The 19629-nt window shown below is 64.4% G+C and carries 17 protein-coding genes; 9 read left to right on the forward strand and 8 right to left on the reverse strand.

Annotated features, from left to right (window positions below; genetic code table 11):
• Positions 1-23: 23 nt before the first annotated feature.
• Both ACR65W_RS13360 and ACR65W_RS13365 read right to left on the reverse strand, forming a co-directional pair.
• Positions 24-500, reverse strand: a complete 477-nt coding sequence (locus ACR65W_RS13360; RefSeq protein ID WP_434499352.1) for an integration host factor subunit alpha — start codon at positions 498-500, stop codon at positions 24-26.
• Positions 501-644: 144 nt separating this feature from the next.
• Entirely contained in the window at positions 645-818 is a 174-nt protein-coding gene (locus ACR65W_RS13365) for a hypothetical protein (protein WP_434499353.1), read from the reverse strand.
• 298 nt (positions 819-1116) lie between these two features.
• Between ACR65W_RS13365 and ACR65W_RS13370 the strand changes: the two genes are divergently transcribed.
• Entirely contained in the window at positions 1117-1485 is a 369-nt protein-coding gene (locus ACR65W_RS13370; protein WP_434499354.1) for a hypothetical protein, read from the forward strand.
• A gap of 130 nt (positions 1486-1615) precedes the next feature.
• Here ACR65W_RS13370 and ACR65W_RS13375 read toward each other — a convergent pair whose 3' ends face one another.
• Positions 1616-2002 (reverse strand): AprI/Inh family metalloprotease inhibitor, encoded by a 387-nt coding sequence (locus tag ACR65W_RS13375; RefSeq protein WP_434499355.1) that lies wholly within the window; start codon positions 2000-2002, stop codon positions 1616-1618.
• Between the two features lie 174 nt (positions 2003-2176).
• Between ACR65W_RS13375 and hemN the strand changes: the two genes are divergently transcribed.
• From hemN to ACR65W_RS13390, 3 genes are all read left to right on the forward strand, one after another.
• A complete protein-coding gene (gene hemN, locus ACR65W_RS13380; RefSeq protein ID WP_434499356.1) occupies positions 2177-3523 on the forward strand; it encodes an oxygen-independent coproporphyrinogen III oxidase in 1347 nt (448 codons plus the stop codon).
• Between the two features lie 24 nt (positions 3524-3547).
• Entirely contained in the window at positions 3548-3937 is a 390-nt protein-coding gene (locus ACR65W_RS13385; RefSeq protein WP_434499357.1) for a hypothetical protein, read from the forward strand.
• A 72-nt stretch (positions 3938-4009) separates the two neighbouring features.
• Positions 4010-5104 (forward strand): ATP-dependent DNA helicase, encoded by a 1095-nt coding sequence (locus ACR65W_RS13390; RefSeq protein ID WP_434499425.1) that lies wholly within the window; start codon positions 4010-4012, stop codon positions 5102-5104.
• A 45-nt stretch (positions 5105-5149) separates the two neighbouring features.
• On the opposite strand, the gene ACR65W_RS13395 is transcribed toward ACR65W_RS13390, so the two are convergent.
• The 3 genes from ACR65W_RS13395 to ACR65W_RS13405 all read right to left on the reverse strand — a co-directional run bounded on the left by ACR65W_RS13395 (position 5150) and on the right by ACR65W_RS13405 (position 7815).
• Positions 5150-6340, reverse strand: coding sequence for a hypothetical protein (locus ACR65W_RS13395; protein ID WP_434499358.1), 1191 nt, complete (start codon positions 6338-6340; stop codon positions 5150-5152).
• Between the two features lie 364 nt (positions 6341-6704).
• Positions 6705-7217, reverse strand: a complete 513-nt coding sequence (locus ACR65W_RS13400) for a hypothetical protein (protein WP_123175916.1) — start codon at positions 7215-7217, stop codon at positions 6705-6707.
• Positions 7218-7242: 25 nt separating this feature from the next.
• Complete coding sequence (locus ACR65W_RS13405; protein ID WP_434499359.1) at positions 7243-7815, reverse strand: HNH endonuclease; 573 nt, start codon at positions 7813-7815, stop codon at positions 7243-7245.
• 361 nt (positions 7816-8176) lie between these two features.
• On the opposite strand from ACR65W_RS13405, the gene ACR65W_RS13410 reads away from it, so the two are divergent.
• From ACR65W_RS13410 to ACR65W_RS13420, 3 genes are all read left to right on the forward strand, one after another.
• A complete protein-coding gene (locus ACR65W_RS13410) occupies positions 8177-9397 on the forward strand; it encodes an exonuclease SbcCD subunit D (protein ID WP_434499360.1) in 1221 nt (406 codons plus the stop codon).
• Positions 9398-9399: 2 nt separating this feature from the next.
• On the forward strand, positions 9400-13167 hold the full coding sequence (locus tag ACR65W_RS13415; RefSeq protein WP_434499361.1) for an AAA family ATPase: 3768 nt from the start codon (positions 9400-9402) through the stop codon (positions 13165-13167).
• Between the two features lie 281 nt (positions 13168-13448).
• On the forward strand, positions 13449-15212 hold the full coding sequence (locus ACR65W_RS13420; protein ID WP_434499362.1) for an OprO/OprP family phosphate-selective porin: 1764 nt from the start codon (positions 13449-13451) through the stop codon (positions 15210-15212).
• Between the two features lie 102 nt (positions 15213-15314).
• Here the strand turns inward: ACR65W_RS13420 and ACR65W_RS13425 are convergent, their stop codons facing one another.
• Positions 15315-15965: a Fe2+-dependent dioxygenase gene (locus ACR65W_RS13425; RefSeq protein WP_434499364.1), complete on the reverse strand. Its 651-nt coding sequence runs from the start codon at positions 15963-15965 to the stop codon at positions 15315-15317.
• 353 nt (positions 15966-16318) lie between these two features.
• On the opposite strand from ACR65W_RS13425, the gene ACR65W_RS13430 reads away from it, so the two are divergent.
• Together ACR65W_RS13430 and ACR65W_RS13435 are read left to right on the forward strand one after the other, a co-directional pair.
• A complete protein-coding gene (locus tag ACR65W_RS13430; protein WP_434499365.1) occupies positions 16319-18217 on the forward strand; it encodes a porin in 1899 nt (632 codons plus the stop codon).
• A 184-nt stretch (positions 18218-18401) separates the two neighbouring features.
• Positions 18402-18623: a DUF2093 domain-containing protein gene (locus ACR65W_RS13435; protein WP_014890019.1), complete on the forward strand. Its 222-nt coding sequence runs from the start codon at positions 18402-18404 to the stop codon at positions 18621-18623.
• Here ACR65W_RS13435 and lpxK read toward each other — a convergent pair.
• Positions 18620-19615 (reverse strand): tetraacyldisaccharide 4'-kinase, encoded by a 996-nt coding sequence (gene lpxK / locus ACR65W_RS13440; RefSeq protein WP_434499366.1) that lies wholly within the window; start codon positions 19613-19615, stop codon positions 18620-18622. The genes ACR65W_RS13435 and lpxK overlap by 4 nt on opposite strands.
• Positions 19616-19629 lie beyond the last annotated feature (14 nt).

Genomic DNA, 19629 nt, shown 5'->3' on the forward strand with positions numbered 1-19629 from the left:
GAGGAGCGCGGACTACCGGAAGTTCATGGGGCGAAGATTCTCACGACTTCGGCGCCGCCGTTCTGCGGCGTGAGGCGACCACGGGCGCGCTTCTTGACCTTCGTCAAGGGAACTTTGCCATTAATAGCCGCCTTCATATTGGGAGACGCCTTGAACGTTATGACTCGCCGCGCTTCGATCGGCACCGGCGCGCCGGTGCGCGGATTGCGGCCCGCGCGCTCGCGTTTCGTGCGCACGATGAACGAGCCGAAGTCGTGAAGCTTGAGCGACTCGCCGGACGCCAGAGTCGCCGCCATTTCCTCGATCACCAGGTCGGTCAGGCGCTTGGCTTCGCGGCGGGACATGCCTTCAAGCCGGCGATGGATCGCCAGGGCAATGTCCTCGCGCGTGAGGGTGCCGCGCGCGCCGTCTTCATGCGATGACGATTCATGTTCGACTTCCCCGCCATTGGCGCGCGCGACGAAGGGCTTCAGCATCTCTTTTGGATTCGCGATCGACATCAGCGCTCTAATCCCCAGTTTTGGGCCTGAAGCGGGGTTTGCCTTTCCGCTTGGCCGAGGGATTGCGCTCCACTTGCGTCGGAACCTGACTGCTCAGAAGTGCGGCAGGTTAATTGCCGATTGACTCTCTTTTCAATGCGCATCTCAGGCATCGACAAGAAGCCGCCGCACGTTCCAATTTGACGCAACTTGGCGCAATATCTCGTTATTCTGCAGATTGCGTGCTAACGCGCGGCGCTTGAGCCGCACCTTTGCCGGACGCTGCATGCCCAGCGATTTCGTGGACAACTGGATGTTGACGGCGGCGCCGAGACGCAAAAAAGCGTTCCATCTTGAAACAGCGCAGGCAAGAAATGATCAGCCTGGGCCAAAATGATACGCCTTGGCGCAGACCCTGCCTATGACTGCCTGTCCGCGGCGTCAGCAGCCGAATGGGCGTTAATGGCTCCCACGCCTCCGCTGGACGGATAGCGTCAACTTAGATATCCGCGCCCCACTGCAAAGCTGACTGCCGGATGAACGACCCGGCCATGTCCGGTTCAGCTAACGTGCGTCAGATTGTGCGCATTGGGCAGGCAGCTGTTCTCCCCGACGCCTGCTCTCCCAGGAGCCAAGCATGTCGCGCCAGCCTTTCGTCCTCGCTGTTGTCATCATGGCGCTCGCAGCTTCCCCGGTCGTCGCGCAGGATCTGGGCGACGACTCCTCTGAAAGCCTTGCTCCCCATCAAGGCGAAGGCTTTGGTCATGGCAGGGATCAAAGCGAGAGCTTTGGTCATGGCCGATACCAAAGCGAGAGCTTTGGTCATGGCTACGATCCCTATGATGACGGTCGCGAAGCCTGGTTTGCGCCGGAGCCTTACCGTGGCTCCTGGTCAGACCACGCCGACGCCTATTACGGCTATGGAGAATGCCATTTCCTCCAGGAGCCGGTTCTTGGGCAGTGGGGCGAGATCGTCGACTATCGCCGGGTACGAGTTTGCGATTAGCCGACGACCGCGCCACACGATCCGTCGCCGGCACCCCGCCCCTCTCGCGCGGCGACGGCGGAGAGCCTCCCGGAGAAATCCGGGAGGCTTCTTTCGTAGAAGTCTCTCACTGATGAAGAGCTAAGGGTTGCTAAAGAGGGCGAAGGCCGAGCGCCTTGCCTTCCTTGTCGTCGCGGCGCCAGACTCCGTCGGCGCCCTTGTCAAAATGCGCCTTGTGGCCCTTGCGGGCGGTGAGCACGAGACGCCCTCGGTCGAGCCCCCAGCCGACCGGATCAAAAATCACAACGCCATTGTCCCGGCAGGCCGGCGCAAGCTGCGCCTTCAGGCCGGCGCGGCCGCGCGCGCGCGCGTCGAGCGTCAGCATGCAGCCCGTATCCTTGTCTCCCTCGCGAAGAATCGAGTAGCGGCCAGCGGCATCCGTCGAACCGGCGGCATATGCGAGCGGCGCCGAGACGCTCGCAGCGGCGACAAGGCAGAACACCAGCCATTGCGGTCGTCGCTCAGAAAATATCGCCATTTGCGCTATGCTCCCACCCTCGTGAAATTGCCTCACTTTGCCTTTTTCCCGGCCTGCGTCCAGCCGATTCGCACGCGCCCGCGTCAAAGTGCGGCAGGTCGTGGCTTTTGCGCGCGTGGCCGAGGCGCGCTATCAATTTGAGCGGCGCCGCGCGGCGGCGAGGGAGTCAGTAGGATGGACCCAGCGTCCCTGGCCTTGGCCGAAAGATCCGCGCCGCGCTATACGAGCTATCCCACGGCGCCTCATTTCTCCAAGTCGATCGGCGACGACGACACGCGCGCCTGGCTCGCGAACCTCGATCCTTCCTCGTCGCTCTCGCTCTATTTCCACGTTCCATTTTGCACCGCGATCTGCGCCTATTGCGGCTGTCACACGAAGGCGGTGCGCCAGGACGCCCCGCTTGAAACCTATACGCGCACGCTCAAGCGCGAAATCGTGCTGACAGCGGAAGCGACGCGGGCGCGGCGCGTCGCCAGCATCCATTGGGGCGGGGGCACCCCGGGCATTCTCGGCCCTGCGCGTTTCAGTGCGATCGTTGCAGTTCTGCGCGATCATTTCGATCTTTCCGCCGAAACTGAGCACGCGATCGAACTCGATCCGCGCATTCTTGACGCCGATCTCGTCGAGGCGCTTGCCGGCGCCGGAGCTACGCGGGCCTCGCTCGGCGTGCAGGACCTGAACGCGCATGTACAGGAGGCGTCCGGCCGCATACAGCCCTATGAAACGGTGGCGCGCGCCGTGGAATTGCTGCGCGGCGCGGGCATTACCGCCATTAATCTCGATCTGATGTATGGCCTGCCGAAGCAGAGCGTCGAAGACGCCGCGCGCACCGCCTCGCTCGCGGCGTCGCTCGCGCCGCAGAGGCTCGCGGTCTTCGGCTATGCGCATGTGCCCTGGTTCAAGTCGCACCAGAAGCTGATCGACGCCGCGGCGCTGCCGGGCGCCGGCGAGCGTCTGGCGCAGGCGGCGGCCGTGCGGACGACCCTTGAAGGCGCGGGATTCGAGGCGATCGGACTCGATCATTTTGCGCGCCCCGAGGACCCGCTGGCGATCGCCGCGCGCCAAAGGCGCATGCGCCGCAATTTTCAAGGCTACACGATCGACGCCGCCGACGCGCTGCTGCCGTTTGGCGTTTCGTCCATCGGGCGGCTTCCGGAGGGCTATGTCGGAAACGCCACCGATCTTGCGGGATGGCGACGCGCGATCGAGTCAGGACGTTTTGCAACGACGCGCGGCGTCGCGTTCACGCGCGAGGATATCGCCCGCGCGGATCTGATCGAACGCCTCATGTGCGATTTCGATGTTGACTACGGCGCAGTGGCTGCGCGTCATGGCTATGCGGAAGACGCCTTCGACGCTGCGCAGGCGTCGCTCAACGCTCTCGCGAACGACGGCGTCATCGACATGCAGGGCCGACGACTCGCCGTGACTGAACGCGGAAAACCCTTCGTTCGCCTTGTCGCGGCCGCCTTTGACGCCTACCTGCAGTCAGCGCCAGCGCGCCATTCCTCGGCGGTGTGAAGGCGATTCGGCAAGGAGGCGTTCATGACGCCGCTTACGCTCTTTCTCGCGAAACTATTCGGCGCTTACCTTTTGATCATGTCCGCCTGGATGCTGGTGCGCAGGGACGTGGCGCTCCAGATGATCGAGAGCGTTTCGCGCGAGCCCGTCGCCATCGCCTTCGTCGGCATGATTCGCCTCGCGATCGGTCTCGCCATCGTGATCGGCCACGACATTTGGAGCGACACGGCCGCGGCGCTCGTCTCGCTTGTCGGCTGGATCACGCTGATCAGCGGTTTCCTGACGCTGTTTCTGCCGCCGCAGACCGTGCGCGACATTTTCGCCCGAATGGCATATGAAAAGCGCTATCCCGTGTTTGCGCTCATCTCCTTCGTGCTCGGCGGCGCGCTGCTGATCGCGGGCTTCAGCGCCTGACAAGATTGATAATGGCGCTTGTTCGCCGGCGTCGGCTCCGCCATCGTGACGCCTGGATTCGACACCGTAGCCATGCCCATCTGGACGCCCGAACAGGATCAAGCGCTGACCGCCGTCGCGCGCTGGCTTGAAACGCCCGGCGCGCGGCAGGTGTTTCGGCTGTTCGGATACGCCGGGACGGGCAAGTCGACGCTCGCGCGTCATCTCGCCGAACATGTCGAGGGCGACGTCGCCTTCGCCGCCTTCACCGGCAAGGCGGCGCTCGTCATGCGCTCCAAGGGCTGCAAGGACGCGCGCACAATTCACAGCCTCATCTATCGCGCGACCGACACTGAGACCGAAGAGCCGTCCTTCGTTCTCAACGACGACAGCGCCGCGGCGCATGCGAAACTCATCGTGGTCGATGAATGCTCGATGGTCGACGAGGAACTCGGCCGCGATCTTCTCTCCTTCGGCAAGAAGGTGCTGGTGCTCGGCGATCCGGCGCAATTGCCGCCGGTGAAAGGCGGCGGCTTCTTCACCGACGCCGAGCCTGACGTGATGCTGACAGAAGTGCATCGGCAGGCGGCGGACAATCCGATCATCCGCCTGTCAATGGCGATCCGCGCAGGCGAAGGCGTCGAGCGCGGCGTCTTCGGCGATACGCGCGTCATTAGCCGTGACTCGCTCGATCCCGCGCTCGTGACCGGCGCCGATCAGGTGCTCGTCGGCCTGAACAAAACGCGGCGCGCCTATAACGGACGCCTTCGCCAGCTGCGCGGCTTTTCGGGCGAGTTGCCGCAGTCCGGTGAGAAGCTCGTCTGCTTGCGCAACAATCGCAAGAAGGGACTTCTGAACGGCGCGCTGTTTACGGTAAAGAGCGCCGGAGCCCTGCGTCGCGGCAAGGTGAGAATGCTGGTGACGCCGGAAGATGGCGAAGCCGCCAAATTTCAGCGCGTGGCGGTCGTTCCACAACTGTTCGGCGCCGAAACCGACATTCCTTATGCGCTTCGCAAGGACTCGGACGAGTTCGATTTCGGTTATGCGCTCACCGTCCACAAGGCGCAGGGTTCGCAATGGGACGACGTGACGCTTTTCGATGAGTCCTTCGCCTTCCGCGAACATCGGGCGCGGTGGCTCTACACGGGCGTGACGCGCGCGGCGAAGAGACTGACGCTCGTCATGTGACGTTTAGGCCCGCTGTCGTCGCGTCCGTTGCAGCGAAGCTGGGATTTATTTTCCCCAGGCGTCGATGGCGTCAGCGAAGACGCGCTCGCCGGAGGGGCCTTTTTCCATGTTGATCGTCGCCGCGCGGCCGTCGGTCAGCTGCATCGGCAGGTCTATTGCCGCGAGCGACCGCAACAGGAGAATATTGCGCGCCTCGGGGTCGCCGCGCATGAGGCCGATGAGGAAATTATTCTCGGTGATGGGCACGGGAATGCCGGCGACTTTTTCTCCCGACTGTGCATCGGAGCGGCGCATCTGGATGGGGCCGATGGCCTTGACGCCGCCGATGGGACTGCCGGGCGCCACCGTGAACGACACGTTGATGGTGTGCGAGGCCGAAAGGGTGGCGTCGGTGTTCTTGCGAAACAGCAGAGTCATCTTCAGCCCCGCGTCGGGGACGTCGATGTCGCCGCGGATGGCCGATCCGACGGGTTCGCCGGGCCCGCCGACGTTCTCAAGGCGCCAGACGGCGGAGCCATTGTAGATTTTATCGACTTTCGTCGGCTCGGCGAGCGAGCCGACCCACATCTCCGCCTTTTGCGCCACCGGCACGGCGGGACTGCGCGGAGTCGGCGTTTTGACCGGCTCCCTTTCGCGCCCGACGCGATCGTTGATCTTGCCGCTTTCAGGTCCGTTGGAGGGCGACTGCTCGGGTTTCAGCTTAGCCAAATCCTCGGGCTGCTCGCGAAGCTGCCAGGCGAGCGTTCCGACGACCGCCACGAGCGCCACGACGACGCCGGCGACGGACAGAACGAGACGCTTCGAGCGCTGCGGCCTCGGCGCCGGCGGCAGCGGCGCTGGCGGCCTCTGCGGTTCGCGCAGCGGGACATCGTCTTCGCCCGCGATGGAGGAGTGAGGCGCATCACGCCTAGTCGATTCTGCGCCATCGCTCGGCGCGCGCTCGACGGGTTTGGCCGTGCTGATCGGATGTGGCTCGCGCCGCAGCGCAGACATCCCATCGCGAGGCCGTGTCGCTTGCGCCTCGTTTGCGGCGCGCTCCGTTTCGACTTGCTGGATCGCGTCTTCGAGCGCGCGGCCTTCGGCGGCGATGTCGGCTTCTGCGACCGGCGGCTGAATGCCGCGCAACTGATTGAACAACGCCTTGCGGGCGCGTTCATAGACCGCTTGGCGCGTGTCCGGCGTGGACTGCGGCAGAGCGGCGACCGCTCTCGCGATCAGAGAATGGTAGTCTGCCATGTTCGGTTAAGAGCACTTCCGGCTTTTGGCGTCAATCCTGACGCCGCCGGAGTCCAAGAAAACCCGGGGATTTCCTAGCGTCCGCGCGTCATGATCGCTTATGCGCCTCAGTTCACTCGACGTGTCGCCAAATGGAGATCACGCACGCCTTGGCGCAATGATCGCTTCAACGCTCATTCTTGCTTCGTTCGCTTGCTTCGTTCGCGCGCCTGCGCATGCTGTGAGCATGGATAAGACCTCGAGCATGAAGGATTCTTGCGACTCGGCGCTCATTCAGATGCCGGCGATTTGCCGGATGTCTCGCGCGCAAATTATTGCGACGCGCTCGCGTCTATTGGCGCCGCAGCCCCGGGAAGGCTGCGCGTTAAACTTCGCCAAGCGGCGGTTTGGGGCGCGCCATCTGACGCGCGGGCGGCGGCGCGGCGATCAACCAGTAAATCGCCCCCGCCAGCGCGCCGGTCAGAAAAAACAGAAGCGCGATTCGTAATTCGAGCGGGCTCGCTTCGCGGGCGCGATCAAGTCCCATTGCAGCGCGGGCGATCCACGGCGACGCGCCGGCGAGCGTCGCGCTCGCGCCCGAATACCAGAGGAGCGAGCGTGCGCCGGCGATCTCGCCGATCAACGCCGCGACCGCGAGGGGCGCGACGCAGGTGGCGATGATCATCGACCAAACGATGAATCCGAATGTCGCCAGAGGATCGCTCCATCCGCCGGCGCGCACGTCTTCTTCGACGAAGGCGAAGAGGCCGGAGGTCGCGGCGGCAAATCCCGCTTCCCGAGTCGCCGGATCAAGGAGCGCCGAGACGATCAGAAAAATGGCGGCGACGCCCACAGCGAGGACGAAGCCGAAAGCCATGACCACGATTCGGCGCATCATTGGAGCCGTCTTTCCTGGCGCCAAGCTATGGTTCGAGCACCGAATCCCAATAGAGATAGTCCATCCAGCTTTCGTGCAGGTAATTGGGCGGAAACAGCCGGCCGTTGCGATGCAGGTCGGCGACGCTCGGCTGAAAGGGCGCCTGCGCCGGCGACATATGCGCCTCCCTCGGCAGGCGGTCGCCCTTGCGCAGATTGCACGGCGAACATGCCGCGACGACGTTTTCCCACGTCGTCGCGCCTCCCTTCGAGCGAGGAATGACGTGATCGAACGTCAGTTCGTCATGTTCTCCGCAATATTGGCAGGTGAAGCGATCGCGCAGGAACACGTTGAACCGCGTGAACGCCGGCTGACGGGTCGGCCGCACATACTCCTTGAGCGACACGACCGACGGCAGACGCATCTCGAAGCTCGGGCTTTTGACGGTTTTGTCGTATTCCGAGACGATGTTCACGCGATCAAGAAAGACCGCCTTGATTGCGTCCTGCCACCCCCACAGCGAGAGCGGATAGTAGCTTAGCGGCCTGTAGTCGGCGTTGAGCACGAGCGCGGGGCACGCCTGCGGCGACACGGTCTGTTGACGAAAGTGTGCAGTCACCCTGCTTCCTCTCGGATTGAGGAGGGGCCTGACGGACCGCGCCAAGGTCCAGCCCTATGCGATGGCGCATATTTTACAGGCACGACGACAGGGTTGTGAAGGCCCGCGCCGCGACTTCCGCCGCGGAGGAGCGCCACGCCTCTAGAAAGAGATAAACGCTGGTGAAACAGTAAGCTGCAAGAAGCGGCCTGGATCTGAAAAGTAATCGGTATGTCTTTGTTTCGACGACTTCTACGCTGAACTATCGCCGCTCGCCTATTCGCCGCTCGTCCCTGGCTGTCAGATTGGGGCAAAAACCGCGAATTATTCGTCCCAACGCCTGCGCGCCCAAGCGTGGCCCTTGCCCAGCACCGAAGGCCTGATGCCTACTGCCGGAGTGATTCGCCTTCTTCACACGGCCGACTGGCATCTGGGCGCGACGCTGCAGGGCTGGTCGCGCGACGCCGAGCACCGCGACGCGCTGGCGCAGCTTGTCGCCATCGCCCGGGACCGGGCGGTCGACGCCGTCATCGTGGCGGGCGACGTTTTTGACAGCCTCAATCCTTCCGCCGACGCCCAGCGGCTGCTCTACGACACATTGCGCGACTTGCGCGTCGCCTGTCCGCATGCGCGCATCGCGCTCGTCGCCGGCAATCATGACCCGGCGGCGCGACTCGAAGCGCCGCGCGCATTGTTCGAGATGGCGGACGTTGTTTCGATCGGCGCCTTTGCGCGTCGCGACGGCGCCTTCGACGCGCGCGCGCATCTTTCGCCAATCCGCGACGCCAGCGGCAGAATTGGCGCATATTTACTCGCGCTGCCTTATCCGCGCGCGGTGGATCTGCCCGTAATGAGCGGAGGCGGCGCCGCCAGCGCCGTGCGTGAGGCCTATCGCGAGGCGGTCGAAAGCGCGCGGCGCGAAATCGGCGCGGCGCCGCTCATCGTCACCGGCCATCTTCATGTCGCAGGCGCGCTCGAATCGGAAGGGTCCGAACGACGGATTCTCGTCGGCGGCGAACACGCCCTTCCGTCCGACGTGTTTTCGCCGGATATCGCTTATGTTGCGCTTGGCCATCTGCATCGTCCGCAATCCGTCGACCGCGAGACGATCCGCTACTCCGGTTCGCTCATTCCCATGTCCAAGACCGAGATCGGCTATGCGCATGGCGTCAGCATCGTCGATGTCGATGACAGCGGCGCCGTTGTCGTCCAACATGCGCCGATCGTCCGCCCCGTCCGTCATTTGCGGGCGCCGGCGAGCGGCGCTCTGCGCCTTGCTGAAGTTGAGTCCGCGCTTGCGGCGCTCGATTTGGACGCCTCGGCGCCGATAGACGCCTGGCCGTTCGCGCATCTTGCGATCAGGGTCGACGGCCCGGCTGTTGGATTGAAAGCCGAGATCGACGCCATCTGCGAGAAATTCCCGCTGCGCGTCGTTTCGACCAGCGTCGAACGGCCGCAAGCGCCGGCGGCGGCCCCGACGCCGCTGCGCCTCGCCGAGCGCAAACCGATGGATTTGTTTCGCGAAGCCTTTGAGCAGGCGCACGGCGTCGCCCCGACCGACAATCATTTCGACTGTTTCGAGCGTCTTCTGCAGGAGGCGTAACATTGCGCATTCTGGCGATCAGAGGCGCTAATCTCGCCAGTCTCGCCGAAGGCTTCGCCATCGACTTCGACAGCGAGCCGCTGCGCTCGGCCGGCCTCTTCGCCATCACCGGCGAAACCGGGGCCGGCAAGTCGACGATTCTCGACGCGATCTGCCTCGCGCTTTACGACAAATTCCCGCGCGTCGTCGCAGCCGGTGCGAGCGAAGGCGCGCCAGACCCGTCCGGAGAGACGCTCGGCTCTGGCGACCCGCGCACAATTCTTCGCCGCGGCGCCGGACGCGGGTTCGCGGAGGTCGATTTTATTGGCAAGGACGGGCTGCGCTATCGCGCGCGCTGCGACCTGCAGCGGGCCCGCGGCAGAGCGTCGGGCGCGTTGCAAAAGCGCGCCAGGTCGCTGTGGCGAATCGACGAGGCCGGCGAAATCGTCGCGCCGGTCGAGAGCGGCATAGAGCCCGTCAACGCCCGGGTCGTCGATCTGACCGATCTGACCTTCGACCAGTTTCGTCGCACGGCGCTTTTGGCGCAGGGCGAATTCGACGCCTTTCTGCGCGCCGACGCGAAGGAGCGCGCCGAACTTCTCGAAAAGATCACCGGGGCCGAAATCTATGGCGTTCTGTCGCAGCGGGCCTTTGAGCGCGCCCGCGAGGCGCAGCAGGCGACAGCTCTTATCGAAAGCAGTTGCGCCCAGATCGGCGTGATGTCGGAAGACGAACGCGCCGCGATCGACGCAGACGTCGCAGCGGCCGAAGCCGAACGCGCGCAAGTCGCCGAAAGGCGCAGCGCGATGGCTGACGCGCTGCGCCGGTTCGACGCCTTGGCTCAGGCGCACGCAAAGCTCGCGCAGGCGATATCGGCGCGCGAGGGCGCCTTGCGGGCGTTTGACGAGATGGCGCCGCGGCGCGAAACGCTTGCGGCGTTGGCGCAGGTCGAGCCGATGCGCGCCCCGCGGGACGAGATGCGGCGCGCCGAGGAAACGCAAAAGGCGGCGATCGAAGACGCCGCCGACGCGAAAGCGAAAGCGGGCGCCGCTCAAGAAGCGTTCGTCGCTCAGGAGGCGCGAGCGCGCTCGGCTTCAGAGGAAGTCGCCGCCTGGGAAGCGGAAATCGCCCGGTTCGCGCCGATATGGAGCGAAGCTGCGGCGCTCGACGCGCGCATCGCGAATTTGTCGCAGGAGGAAGCGAAGGCGTGGAGCGTCGCTCAGGACGCCGCGTCGCGGGCGCAGGCGAAGCGGGACGAGCGCGCCGATGCGGTCGCACGGCTGGCCGACGTTCAAACTGAGAAGGTGGCGGCGAACGTCGAACTTCAGCGCCTCGCGCCGGCGCGCCCGCTCAGCGAGCGCTGGCCGGAAATCGACGAATGGCTGACGAAGCGGGGCGAGCTTCTGGAGGCCAAGCGCATATGTGACGGCGCGCTGGCGGCGGCGACCGCCGAACTCGGCCGCAGCGAAGCGACGCTCGCCGATTTCTATTCTCGCGATATGCAGGATCGAGCGGCCAGCGAGAGACTGACGACGCAGATCGACGAGCGCGATCGCGCGCTACTGGCCCTCGATGAGCCGGGTTTGCTCACGCGTGACGACGTCCTTTCGGCGTCGATCCAGCTGGTCGACGGCTTGCGCCGCTGGGCGCGCGCCTTTGACGAGGCCGGCGCGGCGGCGGCGTCGGCGCATCAGGAGATTGCGCGCAGCGCCGAGGACGAAGCCGCGCTTCGTCGGACGCTGGAGGAATTGCGGACGCGCCGCGCGCAACGTGTGGCGCAGAGCGCCGACGCCGAGCGCCTGGGCGAACTGGCGGACGCGGCGGCCGATCCCGATGCGCTGCGACTGCGCGCGGCGCTCAGCGACGACGCGCCATGCCCGGTCTGCGGCGCGCTGGAGCACCCGTTCGCCGACCGGCATGACGCAGCGAATGCACTGATCGAAGAGCTGCGCGCACGACGCGATGAGTCGCGGCGGACGGTCATCAAACTGGACGAAGAGATTTTCGCGCTGCGCGCGCGCGCCGCCGAAGCCCAAGCGCTTCATAAGGACGCGTCGCGTCGCGCGGCGGAAGCGCTGTCGTCGCGCGCGCGCGCCGAAGCCGAATATGCGTCGACGCTCGGCGACGATGGCGCGCGAAACATTGCGCGCCAATTTACGCCGCCGCCGTCGATCCTGTCAGCCTCGCCGCGGCTGGACGAACTGGCGAGGGAGGCGGCGGCGGCGCGTGGCGCCGTCGCGCAAAAGCTTCTCGTCGCGCGCCGGCTGCGCGAGGAGCGCGATCGACTGCGTGGCGCGCGCGAGGAGACCCGCCAGGCTCTGGACGCACGCCAGAAGGAGCGCGCGGGGCTCGCCCAGACGCTCCAGTCGGCGCGCGAGACGCGCGCCCGCGCCGAAGCGGAAGGCGCCGGACTCGTCGAGCGTCTGGAGTCGATCGATCGCGCGCTCGCGCCTTTTCTGCGGCTTTGCGAACTCTCGGCGGGCGACATTGATCGCGACGCCGATTCCGCGCGCCGGGCGCTCGAACTTGCGAGCGCGCGTTATCGGCAAGCGCTGGCAAGTTCGAACGAGTTCGACGCGATGCTCGCCGCGATCAGTCTCAAGGCGGAGCGCCTCGCGGCAGAGTCGGACGCCTTATCCGCCCGCGAGGCCGAAGCCAAAGGCGATCATGAGGGGCGCGCATGGAGCCTGACTGAGGCGCGCGATGGGCGCGCGCTGCTTCTGGAAGGAGAAGCGACGGCCGCGCATCGGTCCCGCCTCGAGGCGCGCCACCAGGCGGCTATTGCGGCGCGCGACGAGGCGCGCCAGAGGTTCGCTGAAGCCCAGCAGTCGAAAGCCGCCTGCGAGGCGCGTCACGCCCATTGTGCAAGCGCGGTGGAAAGCGCGGCGGCGCGCGCCGGGCAAGCGCGCGCGGTTTTTGCAATGGCGCTCGGGGGCGCTGGCTTCGACGAAGCGACTGCGGCGCCTCTTCTTGCGATGTCGCGCGAAGAGCAGGCGGAGCTGCGTCGCCTCGTGCAGGCGGCTGAATCGGATTGCGCCGCGGCACGAACCGCCGTCATGGAGCGCCAGAAGGACTTTGATGACGCGCAGGCGGTCGCCCCGGTTGAAGCGTCGCGCGAGATTCTCGCGGCTCAGGAGAAAGACATCGCTGGTCGCCTTGACGAATTGTCGGCGCGGCTCGGCGCGCTGCGCGAACGTGGCGCGAAGGACGATGAGGCGCGGGAACGCGCGACAGCGCTCGCCGACGAGCTCGAACGGGCGCGCATAAACGCCAAACTCTGGAGCGAGATCAATGAAGCCATCGGATCGGCGAGCGGCGACAAGTTCCGCCGTTTCGCGCAGGCCGCGACGCTGCAGCATCTCGTCGCGCTCGCCAATCAGCGCCTGGCGCTGCTTGCGCCGCGCTATGCCCTGGAGCGCTCGGGCGACGCGGGCTCGCTGGGCCTCCAGATCATCGACCGCGATCTTGGCGACGAGCGCCGTTCGACGCGTTCGCTCTCCGGCGGGGAGCGCTTCCTCGCGTCGCTCGCGCTTGCTTTAGCGCTTGCCGGGCTCGAGGGGCGCGATTCATTCGTCGACACGCTGTTCATCGATGAAGGATTCGGCGCGCTCGATTCCGCGACCCTCGACGTCGTCATAGACGCGTTGGAGACGCTGCAGGGGCAGGGCAGGCGGGTGGGGGTGATCAGCCATGTCGATTCGCTCCAGCAGCGCATCGCGACGAAAATCTGCGTCGAGCGTCGCGGCGGCGGAGTCAGCGTGGTGCGGCTGCGCGCGCCGAATTACGCATGAGCGTGATGCCACTCGCCAACCCCGAAAGAAGTAGCCGATCGATTCTTCCTGGGGATGAGTCGCGCTGAGACGGTCCCAAATTTGCGGCGACGACTCCAAAAAAACGGCTGCTGTGGCGGCAAAGCCACAAAAAACAATGATCAGCCGCCAGGACTGTGGCGCTGGCGCCACACCTGCTGTCCCTTGCAGCGTCACATTACAGCTAGGGCAAAGTTTGTCACGGCTCTGTCATCCAGCGTCGGCTTCACTGTCGCCCGAAAGTTAACCGGGGGATCAAACTTATGAAACTTGGAGTTGGACAACGCGCGCTCGCCATCGCTGCGTTCGGCTTATTTGCGACGGCTTCGGCCTCTCCGGCCGCGGCCGACACCGCGTCCGAACTTCGCGAGTTGAAGGCGCGACTGCAGCAGCTTGAAGCGCAGGTCGCCAAGCAGCGCGCCGAGGTCAAGCGCGCGACCAATGTCGCGAACGCCGCTCACGCGCATGTCAGTAAGGACGGTCATGGCCATCCGCCGCCGCCGCCGGTTTTCGTCAGCTTCAAGAACGGCCTGTTCGTCGAAACCGAAGATAAGGCCTTCTCGATCCATATCGGCGGCCGCGTCCATGCCGACGGCGGCTGGCAGAGCGACCCGGGCGATGGCGACGCGAGCAATGTGCTGCTGCGCCGCGCCCGTCTCGACATCGCCGGCAAGGCGTTCAAACATTGGTATTACCGGACGCAGTTTGAATTCGGCGGAAGCAGCGGCTCCGTAAGCTCAGCCAATGTCCGCGACGCCTGGCTGGCGTTCAAATACCCGCTGTTGACCACCGTCGGGCTTCCCTATGAGTGGCCCGTCGTCATTCAGCTGGCCAATCAGCTTCGGCCTCTCGGCCTCGAGGCGATGAGCACCTCGAATTCCGGCATCACCTTCATCGAGCGTTCGATGATGTCGGACGCCTTCAACACGCCAAGACGACATCTCGGCGCGTCGATCTCCAGCGGCGGCCATAATTGGGGCGTCAAGGCCGGCATCTACAGCACCAGTCCGCAAGACAAGCTCATTCGTCCGTTCAACAATCGGCTCGGCCAGTATTGGGAAGTCGACGGCCGCGCCGTCTTCCTGCCGATCCGCACCGAAGAAGATCTGATCCATATCGGCGCCACGGGCCGCTACTATCAAAACAATGGCGCGAGCGGCGCTTCGAACGACGAACTGCTCGTCGGACGCGGCGTGCGCAACGAAGCCAACGCGCTCAACACGCGCCTGCTCGGCACGCCGGATATGTCGTGCAATCCGGGCGGACCGTTCAATCTCACTGGCTCAGTGTGGGCGGCTAACCCGGCGTTTGGCGGCTCGCTCGCTCAGAATAACTGTCTGAAAAACTCCACCCAGTTCAACGTCGAATTCGTGGCCATTCACGGGCCCTTCAGCATTCAGGCCGAATACTCTCAGCAATACTACAACCGCAACTCCTACAACTCGGCCGCTCTGCTGATTACCCCCGGCGCGCTTACGGGCGTTCCCGCGCTTCAGGCGGCGCGGCTCGCTGCGGGACAGGGTCTCCAAAGCTCCGCAGCGTTTGACGGCTTTTATGCGCAGGCTCAGCTGTTCCTGACCGGCGAAACGCGCATCACGGCCTATACGGACATAGACCACAACATCAACACGCCCTACACCTTCTCGACGCAGCCCAAAATCCTCAATCCGATCAGCAAGGGCGGCTACGGGGCCTGGGAAGTCGCGGCGCGCTGGAGCTCGATCAACCTCGACAACGGCTCGCAAGGCGCCTGGAGCTATCTTCCGGCCTATGGCGCGCTCGGCCTCGTTCCCGGCGTCAACATTCCCGGGGGACTGTTCCCGGCCACTCTCGCCGCGAATTCGGTCGGGCTCACCGGCGGGCGGGTCAACAAGATCACGCTGGGCCTGAACTGGTATCCGGAAAAGGGCTACCGCTTCCTGTTCAACTACGGCCGCGTCCTTGCCAATGTCGCGCCATTCAACCAGCCCTGGCTCAGCGCGAACGACACCAACTCCTTCCTCACGCGCGCGGAAGTCTGGTGGTAACAATCTCTTCCGTCTGACTCTCAAGCAATCCCGCTGGGTTCTCCCGGCGGGATTTTCATTTTGAACTACCTTTGCAGGAACCGGATTCGAGGCGAAATTTCTTCACTCGTGCCACATCCGGATCAGATCGCCGATGATTTTGAGCTGCAGATCGGCGATCGCGTCATGTCCGTTCTTTTCCATATAGGCGCCAAGGACGGCATTGAGATCGCGTAGAACTTTGCGGCGGCCTTCGTCGCGGATGCGGCTCTTGATCCAGCCGACGCAGGCGAGACGGCTGCCGCGCGTCACCTTGGCGACGCGATGCGTCAGGCCGGTCGAATAGACGAAGATGCTGCCGATTTTCGGTTTGACCTTGATGAGCCCGTGCTCCTGCTCGAGCACAAGTTCGCCGCCATCGTAGTTGCTGTGATCCTCCAGAAACAAAGTGAAGGACAGATCGCAACGGACGCCTTCCATGATCGGCGAATCCGAATGATTGCCGTATTCCATTCCCTCGTCGTACCGATTGATGATCACGCCGACGAGCTTCTCCGGCATCGCGAAAAGATCGACGCCCGGGTGCGCAAAAATCAGTGACTTGATCTCGTCGACGACTTTGCCTGCCTTCCGCTCGTCAAGCTGAAGATTTTTCTTGACGTTCGCCGCCATTCCGCCGGCCGTGGACGCCCCCGAAACAAAGGGCGCGTTGAGAATGCGCTGGCGGAAGCGCGCGCATTGTTCTTCGTCGAGGAAATCATCGATGAGCAGCACGTTCGTCGCTTTCTACAGGAATATGTCGCAACGCGTCCCTCGCCACGCTCTACGAGAACATGCCGTTACGATAAAGCCGAGCGGACTGCGTTGTGATCGGCCTAAAGGCGTCCGATCTCGCATCGGCCCGCATACTGGAGCGCTCGCCAAAATGCCTAAAGATCGCGGGCGCAGCAAGTCCGGCTGTCTGGAGGAGCAGGACTCGATCCTCGCGATGGCGGAGTTCGCCTAACGCAAGCGTGAGCAGGCGTTGTCGGGGACCAGCGCCGAGGAGGCAAAAATGTCGCTAACCATTCGTTAAGGTTAACGCCGCACCCTGTGGCCGAGCATAAAAGGGACGTGCGGGGCTGGACTTGGCGATTCGGCGGGCGAAGCAAGCAGCTGTCCTGGCGACGCTCGGGGCATTGCTCTCGACCAGCGCCGGCGCGTCAGAGAGCGCCATCGAGGCGCGATTGCGCATGCTGGAAGCGGAGATCGCCAGGCTTCGTCCGCTGGAAGCCGAGGTCGCCAAGCTTCGTCAGGAGGCGCGCCAGTCGAAGTCGCCGTCGCGAAGTTCGAACTCGAAGGATCGCTCACAGCGAAGCGCAACGAACATCGCCAATGCCGCCGCCGCCGCGAAGGGGTCGTCCGATACGCCCCCACGGCCGCCGGTGTTTGTCAGCTTCAAGAACGGCCTCTTCGTCGAGACTGAAGACAAGGCGTATAGCTTCAAGGTCGGCGGCCGCATCATCATCGACGGCGGCGGCATCGCTCTGCCGCTCAACGGCTTCGACAATCAGGTCGGCGGGCGCCAGCTTCGGCTCGAGGTCGAAGGCAAGGCCGCGAAGATCTACTTCTACAAGCTGCAATACGACTTCACCGGAACAAGCCAGATCACCGGCGTCAATCACGTGTACGGCGGCATTCGCGACGCCTATTTTGGCATCCAAAGCCCGCTGTTCACGCTGCCTTTCGCCAAGGAGCCGGCCTACCTCATGGTCGGCAGCATGTTCGAGCCCTTCAGCGTCGAGGCGATCAATTCCTCAAAATACCGCGACTTCATCGAACGCTCGCTTGCGGTCGACACCTTCCAGCCGGATCGTCATATCGGCCTTGCAATGGGCGCCTACGGCGACGACTGGACCTTCAAGGGCGGCATATTCAGCACCAGCTTTGGCGATGCGAGCCTGAGCCCCGCGCGCGGTTATCCGGCGACCTGGGGCATTCCGCGACTTTACATACCCAACGCGGGCGGCGGCGCGCCATTCCCGTCCAACACGACTTGGTTCCAAGCCACAGGAGGCGGTCAGTATTTCGACGTGACCGGCCGCTTGACCTATGCGCCGATCCACACCGAGCATGATCTCCTCCACGTCGGGGCTTCCGGCCGATACCATCAGCCAAACGACTCCACGGCTGTGAACAACGACCGGGTCCTTGCGCTGGGCAACCGCATCAGATCGGAAGCCAATATCCTCGGCCAGGGCCTCATTGGCACGCCGGATCTTTCCTGCGGAACGATCGTGGGACCAATCCCCCAAAACCTCTTCAACAGCTCCGCCTTCGCCGGAAAATGCACCAAGAGCGTCGAATCCTTCGGAATTGAATTGGCGGCGTCGCATGGGCCGTTCGGCATCCAGGCGGAATATTTCGGCGCCTTTTACAACCGCGATCAAAACGCGATCAACCGTGCGACCTATCTAACGGCGGCTTCGGCGGCGACCGGCGCCATTCCCGTTAACGGCTCTCTGGTTCCATTCAATCCGGGAGGACGGTCCGCCTATTTCGACGGCTATTACATCCAGGGCACATATTGGATCACCGGCGAAGAGCGCGCGCAATCCTACGATATCCGCGACAAGAACGGCGCAACCTTTAATCAGCTCAAGATCAAAAATCCCCTCAGCGCAGGCGGTTATGGCGCCTGGGGCTTGGCTGCGCGCTTCAGTTCCGTTGATCTCAACAACGGGCCCTTCAACGGGAATACCCTCTATAACCTGATGGCGATGACGACCTTCGTCGCGCCAAATCCATTCGCCCGGACCTACATCGCCAACGCCGGGATAAACGGCGGCCGTCAGCAGAATCTTACGATCGGCGTGAACTGGTACCCGGACGTGGGCGTCGCATTCCAGGCGAACTGGACGCGCGTGATGAACGTCGTCGCGCCATTGAACCTTTACAATGGTGGTCCGCTGCCCATGCTTCTCGGCGCCAATTATACCGGCGCGCATCCCAATTTGTTTGAGGTTCGCGCCAAAATTTATTGGTAAGCGGCGCCGCTTTCAGGCAAACGACCGCCGGCGGGCGTTTCCTTGTACGCCCTGCGATGCTATATCTCGAGGAATCTAATCCGCCGAAAGGGAGCGTTCGGCTTCGCCGATGAGGTCGCTTGTGACGACGCTCAGGCGCCTCGTGGGGCGTCCATTTCCCCGGCGCTACGGGTCGAGAACGCGCATGAACCGCTATGACCGCCAGCCTCAGCCCGCTGAAGAGGCTGTCGTCGAATATCTCGACGGCGAATATCGCGTGCGCAAGCCCGGCGCCTATGTGCGCTGCGCCGTGACCGGCGAACCGATCCCGCTAGAGGATCTGCGCTATTGGAACGTCGATCTGCAGGAGCCTTACAGCGGGCCGCACGCCAAGCTGATGCGTCTTGGCGTCAAGAAGCCCGATTAAGGATCGGAAAGGCGCGCCTCACACAGCCCGCGAAGCGCCTCGTCCAAAACGTCGGCGTCATCGAAAACTAGAGTGACCGGTAGCGTATCGACGCCAAGCGTCGCAAGCTGACCGCCCATTCGCGCCGCATCCTTTTCCGTCGTGACGAGCCGCGCGCCATGCTCGTGCCGCAACTTCGATAGCATCGCGAAATCTCTTTGCGTGAATCGGCGGTGATCGCCGAAGGAGACCCGCGCCGCGACTTCGGCGCCGGATGCCTCCAACAAGCTGAAGAATTTCTCTGGCCGCGCGATGCCGGCGAAGGCGACGAGGCGCGCGCCGTTTATCGCCTCCGCGGCTCCGCTGTCGGGCGACAAATGGGCGGCGAAGACAGGCTTGCTGGCGCGCGCGGCGATGTCGCGCGCGCGCGCGCCATCGCCGATCACGACCAGAATATCCGCCGCCGCAAGCTGCGCATCGAGCGGCGCGCGCAAAGGACCGGCCGGGATGCAGCGGCCATTGCCCGCGCCATAGTCCGAGTCGATCACGATGAGCGTCAGGTCGGGCGCGATGCGACGGCTGTGGAAGCCGTCGTCGAGAATGACGACGGTGGCGCCGAGGCGCTGCGCCAGGTCTGCGCTCGCAAGTCGGTCTGCGCCGATGATCGTCGGCGCGACGCGCGCAAGCAGCAGCGCTTCGTCGCCAATCTCGTCCGCGCCGTGACGCGTCAAGTCCACGACGAAGGAGGACGCTCCGCCGCGCCTGCGGCGATAGCCGCGCGTGAGAAGGGCGGGGCGCTCTCCTGCCGCCTTGAGACGGCGCGCGAGGGCGATGGCGAGAGGCGTCTTGCCGTCGCCGCCCGCCGTCAGCCCGCCGACGACGATGGTCGGCAAATTGGCGCGCGGCGCTTCGCGCGCGAGCCGCTTGCGCGCGATGGCGCCGTAGAGCGCGCCAAGCGGAGACAGCAGCCGCGCCGTCGCGCCGTCTTCACGCCAGAAGGCGGGCGCGCGCATCTCAAAAAGCGGCG

Origin of the sequence: Methylocystis sp. (assembly GCF_051062815.1) — a bacterium.
Taxonomy (GTDB): Bacteria; Pseudomonadota; Alphaproteobacteria; order Rhizobiales; family Beijerinckiaceae; genus Methylocystis.